The organism is Bacteroides clarus YIT 12056 (assembly GCF_900129655.1).
Classification (GTDB): domain Bacteria; phylum Bacteroidota; class Bacteroidia; order Bacteroidales; family Bacteroidaceae; genus Bacteroides; species Bacteroides clarus.
In genome coordinates this window covers 209,387-225,286 of sequence record NZ_FQWK01000001.1, presented here as the reverse complement: position 1 = coordinate 225,286, position 15,900 = coordinate 209,387, and the positions used below count along the sequence as shown (strand labels likewise).

General features: G+C 45.8%; 9 protein-coding genes. 3 read left to right on the top strand and 6 right to left on the bottom strand.

Annotation, left to right across the window (positions count from 1 at the left end):
• Positions 1-9: 9 nt before the first annotated feature.
• Both BUB52_RS00865 and BUB52_RS00860 read right to left on the bottom strand, forming a co-directional pair.
• Positions 10-3,165: a SusC/RagA family TonB-linked outer membrane protein gene (locus BUB52_RS00865; protein WP_009123003.1), complete on the bottom strand. Its 3,156-nt coding sequence runs from the start codon at positions 3,163-3,165 to the stop codon at positions 10-12.
• Positions 3,166-3,343: 178 nt separating this feature from the next.
• Positions 3,344-5,770, bottom strand: a complete 2,427-nt coding sequence (locus BUB52_RS00860) for a sensor histidine kinase (RefSeq protein WP_009123002.1) — start codon at positions 5,768-5,770, stop codon at positions 3,344-3,346.
• Between the two features lie 215 nt (positions 5,771-5,985).
• On the opposite strand from BUB52_RS00860, the gene BUB52_RS00855 reads away from it, so the two are divergent.
• Together BUB52_RS00855 and BUB52_RS00850 are read left to right on the top strand one after the other, a co-directional pair.
• Positions 5,986-8,793 carry a TonB-dependent receptor gene (locus tag BUB52_RS00855; protein WP_009123001.1) on the top strand — a complete coding sequence of 936 codons (2,808 nt, stop codon included), beginning with the start codon at positions 5,986-5,988 and terminating at the stop codon, positions 8,791-8,793.
• A gap of 54 nt (positions 8,794-8,847) precedes the next feature.
• On the top strand, positions 8,848-10,365 hold the full coding sequence (locus tag BUB52_RS00850; protein ID WP_009123000.1) for a hypothetical protein: 1,518 nt from the start codon (positions 8,848-8,850) through the stop codon (positions 10,363-10,365).
• A 145-nt stretch (positions 10,366-10,510) separates the two neighbouring features.
• Here BUB52_RS00850 and BUB52_RS00845 read toward each other — a convergent pair whose 3' ends face one another.
• From BUB52_RS00845 to BUB52_RS00835, 3 genes are read right to left on the bottom strand one after another with little or no spacing between them, the layout of a single operon-like run.
• Positions 10,511-11,764 (bottom strand): mechanosensitive ion channel family protein, encoded by a 1,254-nt coding sequence (locus BUB52_RS00845; RefSeq protein WP_009122999.1) that lies wholly within the window; start codon positions 11,762-11,764, stop codon positions 10,511-10,513.
• A 29-nt stretch (positions 11,765-11,793) separates the two neighbouring features.
• Positions 11,794-12,798: a DUF4435 domain-containing protein gene (locus BUB52_RS00840; RefSeq protein WP_039951065.1), complete on the bottom strand. Its 1,005-nt coding sequence runs from the start codon at positions 12,796-12,798 to the stop codon at positions 11,794-11,796.
• 32 nt (positions 12,799-12,830) lie between these two features.
• On the bottom strand, positions 12,831-13,655 hold the full coding sequence (locus BUB52_RS00835; protein WP_009122997.1) for an AAA family ATPase: 825 nt from the start codon (positions 13,653-13,655) through the stop codon (positions 12,831-12,833).
• 97 nt (positions 13,656-13,752) lie between these two features.
• Between BUB52_RS00835 and BUB52_RS00830 the strand changes: the two genes are divergently transcribed.
• Positions 13,753-14,664, top strand: coding sequence for a DMT family transporter (locus BUB52_RS00830; protein ID WP_009122996.1), 912 nt, complete (start codon positions 13,753-13,755; stop codon positions 14,662-14,664).
• A gap of 133 nt (positions 14,665-14,797) precedes the next feature.
• Here BUB52_RS00830 and meaB read toward each other — a convergent pair whose 3' ends face one another.
• Positions 14,798-15,895, bottom strand: a complete 1,098-nt coding sequence (meaB, locus tag BUB52_RS00825) for a methylmalonyl Co-A mutase-associated GTPase MeaB (RefSeq protein ID WP_009122995.1) — start codon at positions 15,893-15,895, stop codon at positions 14,798-14,800.
• Between the last annotated feature and the right edge of the window lie 5 nt (positions 15,896-15,900).

The window sequence follows — 15,900 nt, the reverse complement described above, 5'->3', positions numbered from 1 at the left end:
TTTTAAAGTTTAAAATCCTACGTTCAATCCTATTGTGAAACCACGGTTCCAAGTGGATGTCAGGTTTTGGGAAGCATCCAGTTCAAGGAAGTCGATGTTAGAGAAGATACGTCCCGGATTCTTAGCCTGTACATACACTTTCAAGTTAGACAGATTCCACTTCTTAACCAATGTTTGCGGGAAAGTATAACCTAATGAAATATTACGCACTTTGAGGAACGAACCGTTCTTATAACCCAAAATCTGATAGTAAGGATCACCTCCTCCATCATCGTGGATAGGTTTCTGGTACTCGGCATTCTTGTTGTTTTCATTATAATAGTTAATCTTACGTTGGGTATAACGGCCGCCTTGCCATTCACCACCGGTATCTACCATATAATCAAAACGTCCATACAGCATAACGGAGAGGTCGAAGTTCTTATAAGAGAAGGTATTTGTCATACCGAAAGTCCAGCGCGGACGAGTATGTCCTATTACCACACGGTCGTCGTTCGGATCAATCTTGTAGTCTCCGTTTTGGTCTACCGGACGTGCCATACCAGCCTGGAACGAATGTCCTTTGGCATTGAACTTAGCCATCTCGGCAGCATCTTCTTCTTTCCAGATGCCAGCCGACTGATAACCGTAGATTACGCCCAGCGCCTGACCGATGAACCAGCTGTTGTTGATATCGTCTTCTTTACCGTTGGCCAGCTCGTCAATCTTATCTTTCTGCCAAGCGGCATTGATGCTGGTAGACCATTCGAAAGAACGTGTCTTAACGTTTACGGTGTTCAATGTAAGGTCAATACCGATATTGGAAGTCTTACCTACATTGGCATACGTATTTGTATAACCGTTCAAGGAAGGGATAGTCATTTCCATCAACAAGTCTGTTGTACGGGAAGTATAGAAATCCAAAACTCCCGAGATTCTTCCGTTCAATACCGAGTAATCGATACCGATATTGTACTGTGTAGTCTTTTCCCATGTCAAATCCTTGCTTGCCATAGCTACGTTACCGTCCTTGGCAATGGACTCGGAAGCCACAAAGCCCGGAGTAGGAGAAGCTCCGAACGGATAATATACAGGCACTACCGCACCTTTGGTCTGGTAAGGGTCGATAGCCGAGTTACCGGTCACACCGACACCGACACGCAGTTTCAACTGATTAATCCAGTTAACGTCCTGCAAGAAACCTTCCTGGTCAAGACGCCAGCCTAATGCGGCACTGGGGAAGAAAGCCCATTTATTTCCCTGAGCAAGCTGGGAAGCGCCATCCCAACGGCCGGAAACCGTCAACAGATATTTATTGTTATAGTCATAGTTCAGACGGAACATGTAAGAGAGCAATTGCTTTTCCGTCAAACCGCTGCTCCAGTCATCCAATGCGGAAATATTCTTCTTGCTCAGCGCATTCCATTTTGCGCTTGCCAAAGGAATGTTGATAGCAGCCATAGAAGATTCTTCATAATGATATTTAGTAGCGCTCTGTAACAGAGTTACCCCGAAAGAGTGCTTACCTATTTCTCTATCATAGTAAATCAAATTGTCCAATGTCCAAGAGAAGTCGGATGAATTAGACAGCTTGGCGCGGTTAGTACCCTCGCGGCTTACGGATTTTGCATCCTGGAAGCTACCGTTACGGTAATAACGGAAATCGGGACCAAAATTAAAACGATATCTAAGACCTTTCAAAGGAGAGTAAATTTCACCCAAATCCAACTGGGCATACAAACTACCGATGGCACGGAACATACGACGTTCGTTTTCACTATAATTCCATTCGTCTACGATAGTCTTTACTTTATCATCACCACCCGGATAGTCGATGCGATTTCCTTCATCATCATAAGGTACAGCGTAAGGATATAAACTGGTAGAAGCGGCATACAAGTTAGACGGCCTGTCTTTCACCATCTGTCCTACCGCTTGCGCAGAAGAGCCGTATTGCTGGTTGCTGAACGTACCGTTGATATTCAAACCCATTTTGAACCATTTGGTCGGGTCCATATCCAAGCTTACTTTCGCCGTATAACGGGTATAAGATTGCCCTCTTACAGTGCCTTCATTGTTAAGATAACCGATAGAAGCATAGCCTTTTACCTTTTCAGAACCACCACTGGCACTCAGTGTGTGCTCATGAGTGATACCGGTTTGCGTAACCATATCAGCCCAATCGGTAGTAGGTACGGCAGCACCATTCCAGCTACCGCCTGCCCATCCTTTTTCAATATTTCTCCAAGCATAGGGGTCTTTTGCTCCATTGAAAATCAAATAATCACTATCCTTGGTCGGCTGGTCGCCTCTCGGATATTTGTTCGGTTCTTTGTAGTAATAAGCCCAACGACGCCAATCGATATACTCGGCAGAGTTCATCATTTCGGAATAGTCCTGCAAATTTTCGATAGTAACCGTACCGGAGTAGTTCAAAGACATTTTGCCTTCTTTACCGGATTTAGTAGTAACCAGAATAACGCCATTGGCACCACGGGAACCGTAAATAGCTGTGGCAGAGGCGTCTTTCAACACATCGATAGATTCGATATCTTGCGGATTCAAGGTTTCAATACCGCTATTGGACATCAAAGGGATACCGTCCACTACATACAGCGGGGTATTGCTGGCGCTCAAAGAACGCACACCACGTACGTTAATTGTTCCGACTTCACCCGGGCGCTCATTGCTGACAATGTCCACACCGGCTGCCTTACCCTGCATGGCTTCAAAAGCATTGGCTACCGGACGTGAATTCAGTTCTTCGGAACCTACGCGAATCATGGCGCCGGTAACATCCGATTTCTTCTGAACGCCATAACCCACTACCACTACTTCATCCAGCATTTCATTGTCTTCCACAAGCACCACTTTAAGATTGGTCTTGTTCTTCGCGGAGATTTCCTGGGTCTTGTAACCGATATAACTGATCTGGATAACTCCCGCTTCGGGCACGTCATTCAGCGTGAACTTACCGTCGATGTCAGTGATGATTCCGTTCGTTGTCCCTTTGACAAGAACACTGGCACCGATGATAGATTCACCGTTTCCGTCCACTACAAGTCCTGTGATTGTTTTGTTTTGCGCGAATGCGCATAAGGTTGCTGCAAAAGCAAAGAGCACAAACAGCACCTGACGCTTAAGTATACTCATAGAATATACTCCTTCTTTCTTCCTGCTTCTCATAGAATAATCTTGGTTTAACAATTAGTTTAACATTAGCGTTTTTCTAACACAGTGTTTGATACGGGCAAAATTATTAATCTCAAAGCAGTTATAGCATAACCGTTTTGATACAATTCATTCTTTTTTTGCTATAAATGAGTGGGGAAAGATAGAAGATTATCCGATAATATCGCTCCTATCAAGCGATAGGTAATGTAAACCAAAAGCACGCCCCTTTGCCCGGTTCACTCTCTACGCCGATGGTTCCGCCCAGTTGCTCAACGATACTCTTACTGATGGACAAACCCAATCCGGTTCCATGCACAAAAGAGTTCAGCTTGACAAAACGGTCAAATATTTCGGCTTGCTTTTCCTGCATGATGCCGATGCCGGTATCGGCGACATAAAAGCGTAAATGGCCGGCATCTATCCGGTCATATCCCAAACGTATGCTACCGATGGCAGTAAACTTTATCGCGTTATTAATAAAGTTGGCGATGACCTGGTTCAAGCGGTTGCGGTCGCTCGCTATGACGCACTCCGGCAGGTGACGGTCGAAGACAACCTCTACTCCCGGCTTGGCTTTTAGCTTCATCACACGCACCATGTCTTCACATAGCAGGTTCACATCCAGTTCCCGTTCGACGAAGTCAAAGGTTCCGGCTTCCATTTTAGACAAGTCCAGAATATCGGATATCAGTTGCAGCAACAGTTCGTTGTTTTCTTCTACGATTGCCATGTACTGCTCCCGTTCTTCCGGATTCTCTTCCTGCACCAGCAGACTGGAGAAGCCGACAATCGCATTCAACGGAGTACGTATCTCATGGCTCATATTGGCGAGGAAAGCGCTTTTCAGGCGGTCGGCCGTTTCGGCTTTCTCTTTGGCATCGATCAATTTGGATTCGGTTTCTTTCAGCTCCGTGATATCATAGTTTATGCCGATAAGCTCGATTACTCCGTTTTCCGGCTTAAACTGGTTGACTACCACGTTGGTGCGTATCCAGTTCCATTGGTCTTTTGTTCCCGGACGCAAGATACGCATCTCTCCCTTGAAGTCTTTCACTTTGCCGAGACGAGCCTTATAGAAGAAGTCCAGCATCTGTTTTCTATCCTCCGGATGCATCTTGCCATATACTCCTACGACTTCCGGCAAGGAAGCGTTTTCATCTTCTCCCATATTCTTATACCATTGCTTGATGGCATAACCTTTCTTATCCAGCAGATTCAACTTTGCATAACCCACTTTCGCATAATCGGAAATCAACAGGAAGAAGTTCTCAAAATCGCATATGCGGCTCAAAGCGTCTATACGCTCGGTATTATCAATATTAATTAGAGCATATCCGGTAAAGTATCCTTTACTGTCGTATATCTTACTTACTTTGGTGTACAGATTAATCTTATTACGCCTGTCGGAAGGATAATACCCCTCTATACTCCCGAATTCATAATCCAGACGGAAATCCACGACATCCTGCTCGCGTATCCGCTCTATCAGTTGAGGGGACAGATTCGGATTCTCAAACAGGTTGATACCTATTACATCGGCTTTGTCGCGGATGCCGAATATCTCCATGTTCTTATTGTTAATATCTACCAGAATACCGTTCGTATCATAAATCTCCACTCCGGCCGGTATATTGGTAAAGATATTCCTGAACAGTTTCTCACTGCGGTCTAAAGCCTGGCGCTCATGTATAGCCTCATCTTTCGCTTTACGCAACTCGACGCAAATACTGATGATATTCGCCAACGAGCTCAACCACTGGTAGTCTTCATTACTCCACAAGATGGTACGGTCTACCAAATCCACTCCCATAAATCCTTTCACCGTATCATCCGCCACCAATGGAACAACCATCAGCGCCTTGATGCCCTGCCGGTCCAATAATTGGAATTCGCTTTCTTCCATTTCGGGCAGCTTATACAATGACTCGAACAATATAGGTTTCCCGGATAGAATCTGCGAAGCCCACCATGACATGGAAGTCACCGGAATATTCTGGAGTGTTTCTATGGCCGGCATTACTCCTTCGGCTACAACCTCGTACGTACAAGTCTGGGAAGTATAATTCTCGTTATACTCAAAGATATAGGCGCGCCCCGCACGGAAGAAATCCAGAATATCTTTCAGGATTTCGTAAATGCCGGAAGCCACCGATTCATCTTTCAGAAAATGGGACAAGGAATGGGAAATGGAATTCTGACGGTACAACAGATTATTGATATGGCACATTCTGTCCTTATCTTCTTTATTCACGGGTTCCGTTACGCGTTGCAGAATTCCGAAGACTTTTAAATGTCCGTCAGGCGTAATCTCCTTAAAACCCATACGGGAATGTACCCAAATCACTCCTGCCGCAGTATGAATAGGAAAGGTCTGTTCGTAGACTTCCACTTCTGTAATGGCGAGAAACTCTCTGGTAATGCGCCCCCGATAGTCTTCACGAATCATCCGGCCGAAATCCATGAAAGAAAGTGACTCTCCTTTTACTCCCAACAAATCGCATACATATTCGGAACAAAGATACTGCTTAGCGGAGAAGTCGGCCTCCCACCAACCAATCCGTCCAAGCAGGGATAGGCGGCGAAAACGTTCGGTGTCATTGTGAAGGGGAACGCCCATAATGTGTCTATTTTTTTAATGATTATACAAATGTAGAGATAAAACTTCAATAACCAAGTACCTTATATTCTTTTTTAAGTTACACGGCATGACAAAATCATACAGATTGTGTAACAGAGCCTTAATAAAAACGAAAATGTATTGTATAAGGTATGTACCACTCTTGAAATACGCCCGGCGCATCTTTGCAGCGAACTAAGAAACGTATAAAAGAGATGAGTATGAAAGTAGATTTAGGAAAGATTCTCTTCCTTATTTTATTCCTTACACTTTCTGTCATGACGGCCATGGCAGGCACCATCAAAGGTACTATCACCGACAAGCAGACCCGGGAACCGCTGACCGGAGCTACCGTACAGATAGCAGGAACCACGCAAGGCGCCATCGCCGATATGGACGGCAACTACTCCTTGGATGTGAAAGACGGTACTTACACATTGTACATTAAATATGTGGGTTACAAAGATATCGTACTGAATAATGTAAAAGCAGGCAATGCCGATGTCGTACTGAACTTCGAGTTGGAAAGCGACGCACAGGCGTTGAGTGAGGTATCCATAGTAGCCGCAGCAAAAAAGAATAATGAAGTGTCCCTGATGCAGGAACAGAAGCGCAGTTTAGTGGTACAAAGCGGCGTATCCGCCCAACAGATTGCCAAAACACAGGACAAAGATGCCTCCGAAGTTATCAAGCGTGTACCGGGTGTATCCATTATAGACGAGAAGTTTGTCATGGTGCGCGGACTGTCCCAACGTTACAATAATGTATGGATGAACGGCAGCGCCGTTCCCAGTTCGGAAGCCGACTCACGCGCTTTCTCTTTCGACATCATTCCCAGCTCCCAACTGGACAACATGGTTATTGTAAAAAGCCCTGCCCCCGAATATCCCGCAGACTTTACCGGTGGTTTTATTCTTATCGACACTAAAGATATGCCAAGCGAAAACGGCTTTAATCTTTCTATCGGAGGCGCAATCAACGACCGGACCCATTTTAAAGATTTTCTAAAAGCCAAAGGGGGAAACATGGACTGGCTGGGATTCGGCACCGGTTTCCGCACACTTGACGCCGGTATGAAAGGAGCATTGAATACATATCCGAACTATGCCAACGGCAATACCGCCCGTATAGACATCCTTAACAACGGCCTTAACAACGACTGGACACTAAAGACCATAAAGCCTGTCGGAGACCTTAAAGTAAATCTGTCTTACAACCATAAATGGGAAACCGAGAGCGGACGTACCTATGGTATGCTGGCAGCCGTAAATTACAGTAATACTTATAAAACGTATCTGGATATGGAGAATTCCCTTTACGGTCCGTACGATACATCCAATGACAAAACCGTATTCCTACGTAAAGCAACAGATAACCAATACAGTAATGATGTGCGTCTGGGCGCTATGCTGAATCTCACCTTTCAGCCGAGAGACAGCCGTCACCGTTATGAATTTAAGAACATTTTCAATCAAATAGCCAAAGACCGCTATTCGGAACGTACCGGATTCAACGCCCAGCCCGATAATATCAATAATATGGAATACTACTATTCCAGCCGTACTACATACAACACGCAATTTACCGGCAAACATACGTTTGACGCCAATAAGCTCGACTGGAGCATCGGTTATGCGTATGCCAACCGTAATCTGCCCGACCGCCGCCTCATCGAGCGTACCGACCGTACAGACGAAACCATGAGTATCTATCGTATCAGCCGTGAGTTCACCAAACTGGACGAGCATATCGCGTCGGCTAATGTAAACTACCGTCATGATTTCCAGTTCGGAAACATTGAACCGACTTTGAAAACCGGTTTGTACGGCGAATACCGCACGCGTACCTATAATACCCGCCAGTTTCAATACGGCTGGGACCCTGATAACGCTTTGCCGGATCGGTTTGAGTTCGACACTGACGTTGTTAATAACGTACTGATTGACTCCAATTACGGAACCGACAAACTCTATATGCAGGAAGAAGTGAACTACATGAACAACTACGAAGGAAAGAACACTCAAATTTCCGGTTATGCAGGAATCAACATCCCCGTAGGCGCTTTCAGTTTATATGCCGGAGTACGTTATGAGCACAACCGCCAGGAACTCATCATGAACACCCGGCAATACGAGGAGAGCAAACGCAGTACTTTCTACGATTATAACGACCTCTTCCCCTCTTTGAATGCCACATACAAGCTGAACGAGAAACACCAGCTCCGCCTGGCTTACGGCAAATCCGTGAATCGTCCGGAATTTCGCGAACTTTCCACTTCCGTTTACTACGACTTCGACCTCGGCAGTGACGTGATGGGTAACTCCGGTTTGAAAGCAGCCTATATACAAAATGTAGACCTGCGTTACGAATGGTATCCCGACAATGGCGAACAAATCTCCGTGGCCTTATTCTACAAACATTTCAAAAACCCTATTGAATGGACATACACCATGTCCGGCGGTACCGACCCGATTTATTCCTATATTAATGCCAAAGGAGCCGACAACTATGGTATAGAAGTGGATATCCGCAAAAACCTCGACTTTATCGGTATGAAGAACTTCAGCCTTTCATTCAACGGGGCGCTCATCAAAAGTAAAGTTCAGTTTGCGGCGGGAACTAACAATATCGACCGGCCTATGCAAGGGCAATCACCGTACCTCATCAACACAGGATTATTCTATAACAACACGGAGAAAGGCTGGAATGCCGCCATCCTCTACAATCGTATCGGTAAACGCATTATCGGTGTAGGCAACCGCTACGGCAGTTCTTCCGAAGGTGATGCACGCAATATTCCCAACTCCTATGAAATGCCTCGTAACAGCATTGACCTCTCTGCCAGCAAAAAGTTTGGCAATCTGGAAATAAAAGCCGCTATACGCGACCTTCTTGCAGAGCGCTATTACTTCAAACAGTTTGAGGATGTAGTAGTAAACGGACAAGCCCGTACCATTGAAGAAATAACGCGCAGTTATAAACCCGGACGGAGTTACAACCTGACAATCGGTTACAATTTTTAAATATACAAGAGAGACTAACAGATTAGAAACAGAAATCCAAAACAAAAAAGAAGTATGAAAATGGAAATTAAAAAGTTTGGCTGGGTCAGTATGATATGCGCAGCCATTGTAATGGGAAGCGGATTAACATCCTGCTCTGATGATGACAATACCGGAAATGGCAATACCGAAGAACCGAAAGTAATTTACGACGGAACGACAGCCGTCAGCGAAGGTATTCTATTCAACAAAGGTACAGAACTGGGTAGTGGCGACCAAGAATTTGTATTTACCGGTGACGTAACACTGGAAAAAGGAACTTACCTCTTGAAAGGTTGGGTATACATTGCCAGCGGAGCCAAGCTGAGAATTCCCGCAGGTACAATCATTAAAGGCGACAAGCAGACCAAAGCCGCCCTTATAGTGGAACCCGGCGGTTACGTAGAAATGAAAGGAACCAAAGAAGCTCCTATCGTAATGACTTCCGAAGAGGCTCCGGGTAACCGCAAGCCCGGTGACTGGGGTGGCCTGATAATCTGCGGTAAAGCCAAGAACAATGAGGGAACCAAACAAATAGAAGGTGGTCCGCGTACAACTTTCGGTGGTGATAACGACAGTGACAATTCCGGTATCTATCAATACATCCGCGTGGAATTTGCCGGTTATCCGTTCAAAACAGACCAGGAAATCAACGGAATCACTTTTGGTTCTGTCGGTAGCGGTACAACCATCGACCACTTACAAGTATCTTATTCCAACGATGATTCTTACGAATGGTTCGGCGGTACGGTAAATTGCCGGTACCTGGTGGCCTACAAAGGTTGGGATGACGAGTTCGATACCGACAACGGTTTCAACGGAACAGTACAATACTGTCTTTCAATCCGTGACCCGCGCATTGCCGATACATCTCAGTCCAACGGCTTTGAGAGCGACAACAACGCAAGCGGTACGGAAACGGCCCCATTTACTACCGCCACTTTTAAGAACATAACTTTCATCGGTCCCAAGACCGCCTTGAATACGGACTTTGCCAACACTTCAGACTACATCACCGGCGGTAGCGTATATCCGGACAACGGCTCTAAACTCGGTAAATTCCAATCTGCCATGCAAATCCGCCGTAGCAGCAGGTTGAATTGTGAAAACTCATTGGCAGTAGGTTATCCTATCGGCCTGATTATAGATGGCGAAAAAGGCAATACACCGAAGTATGCCAAAGAGGGCGGCTTCACATTGAAGAACATCATCTTCGCAGGTATGGATATTATCGGCTCCGACGGTAACAAAATTTATGAAGACCACTTATCCGCCGACGGCAAAAATATAACAGACGGCAGCCGTATATCTTTCTCTCACGAGTTCTTTGTAAACGACGGTTCTTTGGGCACTACTTACGCCAATTCCATCAATAATGCGGTGAAGAGCGAATCCGAATTAGGCCTGACCGACCCGATGAATACCGGCCAGAAATATTGTCCGGCTTCAATCCTCTCCGATGGTAATAACGGTTATATCGGAGCTTTTAAAGATGCCAACGACGACTGGATGAAAGGTTGGACCAACTTTGACCCGCAAAATACCGTATATTAGTTAAACGGGAATCCGGTTAGGGGATATTCAGATAAAAACAGCCTGTATCAGGATAAGATAATAGCTCATTCTGATACAGGCTGTTTCTTCTATTTCAAAAGCAAGACCAGCAGGAATAAATCTACCGGCAACCAATCATTGACAGCTAAGAAAGCACCCGTTGGAAGTCCCTTCCCGACGGCGACTGAAATACCTGTAAATCGAATTCGGGAATGATAGCCAGAACATGGTCGAATACATCGGCCTGTACCCCCTCATAAGGAATCCAATCCTTGATGGCACAGAAGAAATAAAGCTCCATAGGAATACCATGGTCTGTGGGTTGCAGTTGGCGCACCATACAGACAAGTTCCTGATTTACATCAGGAAGGCTTTTCAGGTAAGCGGTCAGATAAGCCCGGAACACACCCAAATTGGTTTGGCGACGACCGTTGACGAGAATGGAGTTATCGATATGATGTTCTTTATTGTACTCCTCTATCACCGCTTCGGTATGCTCCACATAGTCTTTCAGCAAACGAATTTTACGATACTTGTCCAACATCTCCGGAGTACAGAACTTCACGCTGTTCATATCGATGTTAATGGAACGCTTGACACGCCGCCCGCCGCTCTCGCGCATACCGCGCCAGTTCTGGAACGAGTCGCTGACCAGCAGATAGGGTGGAATCGTAGTAATGGTATTATCCCAGTTACGCACCTTTACCGTATTCAGCGTGACTTCTATCACCGTACCGTCGGCACCGTATTTGGGCATCGCAATCCAGTCACCCACCTTCAGCATATCATTGGCGGATAGCTGTACCCCCGAAACAAATCCCATAATCGAATCTTTGAATACCAGCATCAGGATAGCGGCAGAAGCGCCCAGTCCTGCCAATAGCGACAACGGAGACTTATCAATCAGAATACTTACCACGATGATAGCGCCCACAAACCAGAGAATCACCTGTACCGTCTGCAACATTCCCTTCAAAGGGCGGTCGCGAAGCTGTTCTTTCTCGCTGTACACAGTATAAACCGCTTTCAGGAACGAATTGATAAAACTTAGGAACGTGATAAGAATATAGATAAGGCAGACACGCTGGATGAATCCCAAAGTGGAAGAACTCGTCTCGGCAAAAGCAACCGGAATAAAGATATAGATGATGACAGGAGCCACCATCCGGCTAAGGTGAATCAACACCTTACGGTCGAAAACGATATCATCCCATGTCGCTTTCGTTTTCCTTATCAGATGCGCCACCACCTTTAACAAGATATTCCGGCAAATAGCGTCCGCCAGAAAAGCGACTATAAGCACAAGCGCAAAAGCTATAAATTGATCGAGCATATCGGCCAGAGAAGGGGCTATTCCCCAGGAAATCAATAATTCGTCGATATTCTTTAATATGTCCATGATGTTTAAATATAAAGTATAATAGGTGGTCAGAGCTTCTCCCGTTCGAGGAACTCCCGGATGTCTTCTTTCAACCACTGATAGAGATAAAGGTTCTTGTAACCGCTGTTTTTCTTCAACATGACAGCTACATTGACTTGGCTGTTCTCATAGCCCGTCAGTTCATTGCGGAACTGTTCGTTATGCTCCGCCAGACGTTTAATTTCCTGTTCACGCTCACGACGGAGTACGGTACAAACGGGTATCAGCAGCTTCAACACCACACAGTCCATAATGTGATGTCCTTGTATATAGAGATAGGTATTGTCGGGAACTAATCCTAATTTACGCAGTTCTTCTCCCAACTTGTCAACGTGCTCTATGTAGTGCGGAAAACGGACTTGCATTTCGGACAACTTGGCAGATACCGTACGCTGCATAGCATCCAAAGCGCTATAAGGATGCCGCAGGCTTATTTCCTGCAAACGGACACAGGCATTAAAATCGTACATAGGGAAGGTATGCGTATCATGCTGGCGATAAAACCATACGTTCCACAGAAACAACGGATAGGCTATCTGTGAATAGCGTTTCAGGAAAGCGGGAAAATCGAGGATATGACGGTCGTTCAACGTTGCCTGCACACAAACTTCATGAAGGCTCTCGGCAAAACAATGGAAGTTCTCAATGGCATATCCGTAAGTCTGGAAGATATAAGGATTGCGGTTTATCTTCCGCGACACATTGGTAGCCCCTTGCAGCAGGAAATCGTAGTCACTGTCCACACAAGCTATCAGGCTGCGTCCCAACTCCGTTGTATTGAGCGTATTCATCAGCACCATCTTCTTACCCTTCGCCAATGAAGTGGCGGACGGAAGCATTACTTGGAAATAGCGTTCCTCGTTCTCGAACTCTGCCAAAAGAGTACGCCAAAAAGCTATATCATCATAGCTTTCCACATACGCCACAATGCGTCTGCGCCCCCTCTTCGATGAGAATTTATGCGCGGCGTCCAGATAAGCGGAAGTCAGATTATGTCGTAAAGATGTTGCCAAAACAGTGATGAATGATGATTTTAATGAATCATTTAATTTATAATCGTTGAAATATCTTCCACTTCCGTCACTGCATCCAGCCATCCTTCCATGATAACGGCAGGCGAATGGGTAGTGAGGATAAGCTGTACATTCGGATTTAAATCACGTATCATACCGATAAGCTTTTGCTGCCATTCAATGTGCAATGACGCTTCCGGCTCATCCATAAAGAGTACACAATGGTCTTCGTCGCGCACGAGGACAGTCAGCAGGATTACCAGCATCTGTTTCTCACCGGATGAGAGTTTATAGGGAAGCAACCGTTCTCCATCCTGGAAAAAGACGATATCATTGCTCTTGCGGTCAATCTTCTTGCGGGTATAACTGAACAGTTCGTCAACCATATCCTGGAACTTCCGTTTAGGTACGGAAAGAGCCGGAGCCATACTCCGCTGTTCCTCGTCACCGCTCAACAATTCAATCATTTTGTTACCGATATTCACTTGGTAATCAAGATAACGGCGTTGGAGCAGATAGAGCTGCCAGTCCAGTTCGGACTTTACGTTCGGGTCTGCCATGCGGGCGGTGAAATCTCCCATGATAAGGGGACGGTCGTAACTGCGGATTACATCATAAGGGATGAAAGTCGCTTCCGGATTATCGAAAAAAACGTGTACTCCGTTCTTCTCATCACTCTTCACTTCTCCGGTGGTTTGCTCCAGATAACCCACCGAACGGTTCAGAATCGTAGTCTTTCCTACCCCGTTAATACCGGAAAGTATGTTGACATCGGGACGCAACTCCCAAGCTATATTATATCGATGCCACAATCCGTGTATCTCGATACGTCTGATGTAATTGGCTTGTACTTCCATGATTCCTTTATATTCGTGTAGCAAATATAAAGAAAGAGATTGAGAATTTAATTACCTTTGCGGCGTTTTTCACCACAACCAATACATATTTTACAATATGAACAAGAACATACAAGGTCACCTCTTCGCTCTGACCGCCAATATTCTATGGGGACTAATGGCACCCATCGGCAAATCCGCATTAGTTGAGTTCTCCGCTTTGTCTGTCACTACTTTCCGCATGGTAGGCGCAGCGGCTTGCTTCTGGCTGCTCTCACTCTTCTGCAAACGCGAGCAGGTAGACCACCGGGATATGTTGAAGATATTCTTCGCCTCTCTTTTTGCATTGGTGTTCAATCAGGGAGTCTACATCTTCGGACTGTCCATGACTTCCCCCATCGATGCCTCTATCGTAACTACCACCCTTCCTATCGTCACCATGATTGTAGCGGCCGTTTATCTGAAAGAGCCCGTTACCAATAAAAAAGTGCTGGGCATTTTTGTAGGGGCAATGGGGGCATTGATACTTATTATGAGCAGCCAAAATGCAAGCAGCGGTAACGGAAGCATCATAGGCGACTTACTGTGTCTCGTCGCCCAAATCAGTTTCTCTATTTACCTGACCGTATTTAAGGGATTGTCCCAAAAATACTCTCCCATCACCCTGAACAAATGGATGTTTGTGTATGCATCCATGTGCTACATCCCTTTCTCCTATCACGATGTGGCCGCCATTCAGTGGACGGAAATCTCTACTGCGGCACTGCTACAAGTAGGCTATGTAGTGGTAGGCGGCAGTTTCTTTGCCTATATATGTATCATGACGGCGCAAAGGCTGTTGCGCCCCACAGTAGTAAGCATGTACAACTACATGCAACCTATTGTAGCTTCAATAGTTACAGTCATAATCGGTATGGCGGTATTCAATCTGGAAAAGGGAATTGCCATTGCGCTGGTATTTCTCGGTGTATATATCGTTACACAAAGCAAATCGCGCAAGGACTTTGAGAAAGAAGGAAAAGAGGTATAGGGAGCAAGAGGTTATCAAAATATGCTTGAGGATTTCTTTCAGGCACGGATTACACAGATTTACTTGATTCTTTTCCGTGTAATCCATGCCTAAAAAGGAACAAACAGCAAGTGTCTTCTACTTTGAGACCCCACTAATTCTTTAATTCCGTAAAATAAGTATCCAGCAAATTCTTGGCAGCGACAAAGGATGTCAGGTTACCTTTTAATACCTGGCTCTCTTTATCGGTCAGCATCGCTTCAATTGTTGGATTATGATAGAAACTGTCACGGAGTTGTTCATTAATGGTTTCGTACATCCAATATTTGCTTTGCTCGTTGCGGCGATATTCAAAGTAACCGTTCTCTTTCACAAAATCGATATATTTGTAGACCATATCCCATACTTCCTGTACCCCGAGGTTGTAAAAGCCGGAATAGGTCAGTACCTGCGGCGTCCAGCCGCTCTCCGGAGCCGGGAAAAGATGCAGCGCATTACGGAACTGAGTGGCAGCCAACTTGGCACGTTCCAGATTATCCCCATCCGCCTTGTTGATGACGATACCGTCCGCCATCTCCATAATGCCGCGCTTGATGCCTTGCAGCTCATCGCCCGTACCGGCAAGCTGGATAAGCAAGAAGAAGTCCACCATTGAATGTACTGCGGTTTCACTCTGTCCCACACCCACTGTTTCTACAAATATCTTATCGAATCCGGCGGCTTCACAAAGCACAATCGTTTCACGCGTCTTACGCGCCACACCGCCCAGCGAACCTGCCGAAGGGCTGGGACGGATAAAAGATTTAGGATGAACGGAGAGCTTCTCCATACGGGTTTTATCACCCAAAATACTGCCTTTGCTGCGCTCGCTGCTGGGGTCGATAGCCAATACCGCCAGTTTGCCGTCGTATTTCTCCAATACGTGCAATCCGAATACATCGATAGACGTACTCTTGCCAGCGCCCGGTACACCGCTGATACCTATACGGATAGAGTTGCCGGAATATGGCAGGCACTTTTCTATCACCTCCTGGGCAATGGCCTGATGTTCGGGCTTTACGCTTTCCACCAATGTCACAGCCCGGCTTAATATCGTAACATCACCTTTTACAATGCCCTCTACGTACTCGGCAACGGAAAGCTGGCGTTTCTTCGGCTTCCGCTTCAAATAAGGATTGACGGACGACGGTTGTTCAATGCCTGCATTGACAACCAAACCTTTATATTCTCTGCTATTTTCAGGATGTTCCATGGTAA

What these genes read in the sequence shown, in the direction of transcription:
- BUB52_RS00865 (WP_009123003.1), bottom strand. Translation starts at nt 3,165, where the DNA reads ATGAGAAGCAGGAAGAAAGAAGGAGTATATTCTATGAGTATACTTAAG.
- BUB52_RS00860 (WP_009123002.1), bottom strand. Translation starts at nt 5,770, where the DNA reads ATGGGCGTTCCCCTTCACAATGACACCGAACGTTTTCGCCGCCTATCC.
- BUB52_RS00855 (WP_009123001.1), top strand. Translation starts at nt 5,986, where the DNA reads ATGAGTATGAAAGTAGATTTAGGAAAGATTCTCTTCCTTATTTTATTC.
- BUB52_RS00850 (WP_009123000.1), top strand. Translation starts at nt 8,848, where the DNA reads ATGAAAATGGAAATTAAAAAGTTTGGCTGGGTCAGTATGATATGCGCA.
- BUB52_RS00845 (WP_009122999.1), bottom strand. Translation starts at nt 11,764, where the DNA reads ATGGACATATTAAAGAATATCGACGAATTATTGATTTCCTGGGGAATA.
- BUB52_RS00835 (WP_009122997.1), bottom strand. Translation starts at nt 13,655, where the DNA reads ATGGAAGTACAAGCCAATTACATCAGACGTATCGAGATACACGGATTG.
- BUB52_RS00830 (WP_009122996.1), top strand. Translation starts at nt 13,753, where the DNA reads ATGAACAAGAACATACAAGGTCACCTCTTCGCTCTGACCGCCAATATT.
- meaB (WP_009122995.1), bottom strand. Translation starts at nt 15,895, where the DNA reads ATGGAACATCCTGAAAATAGCAGAGAATATAAAGGTTTGGTTGTCAAT.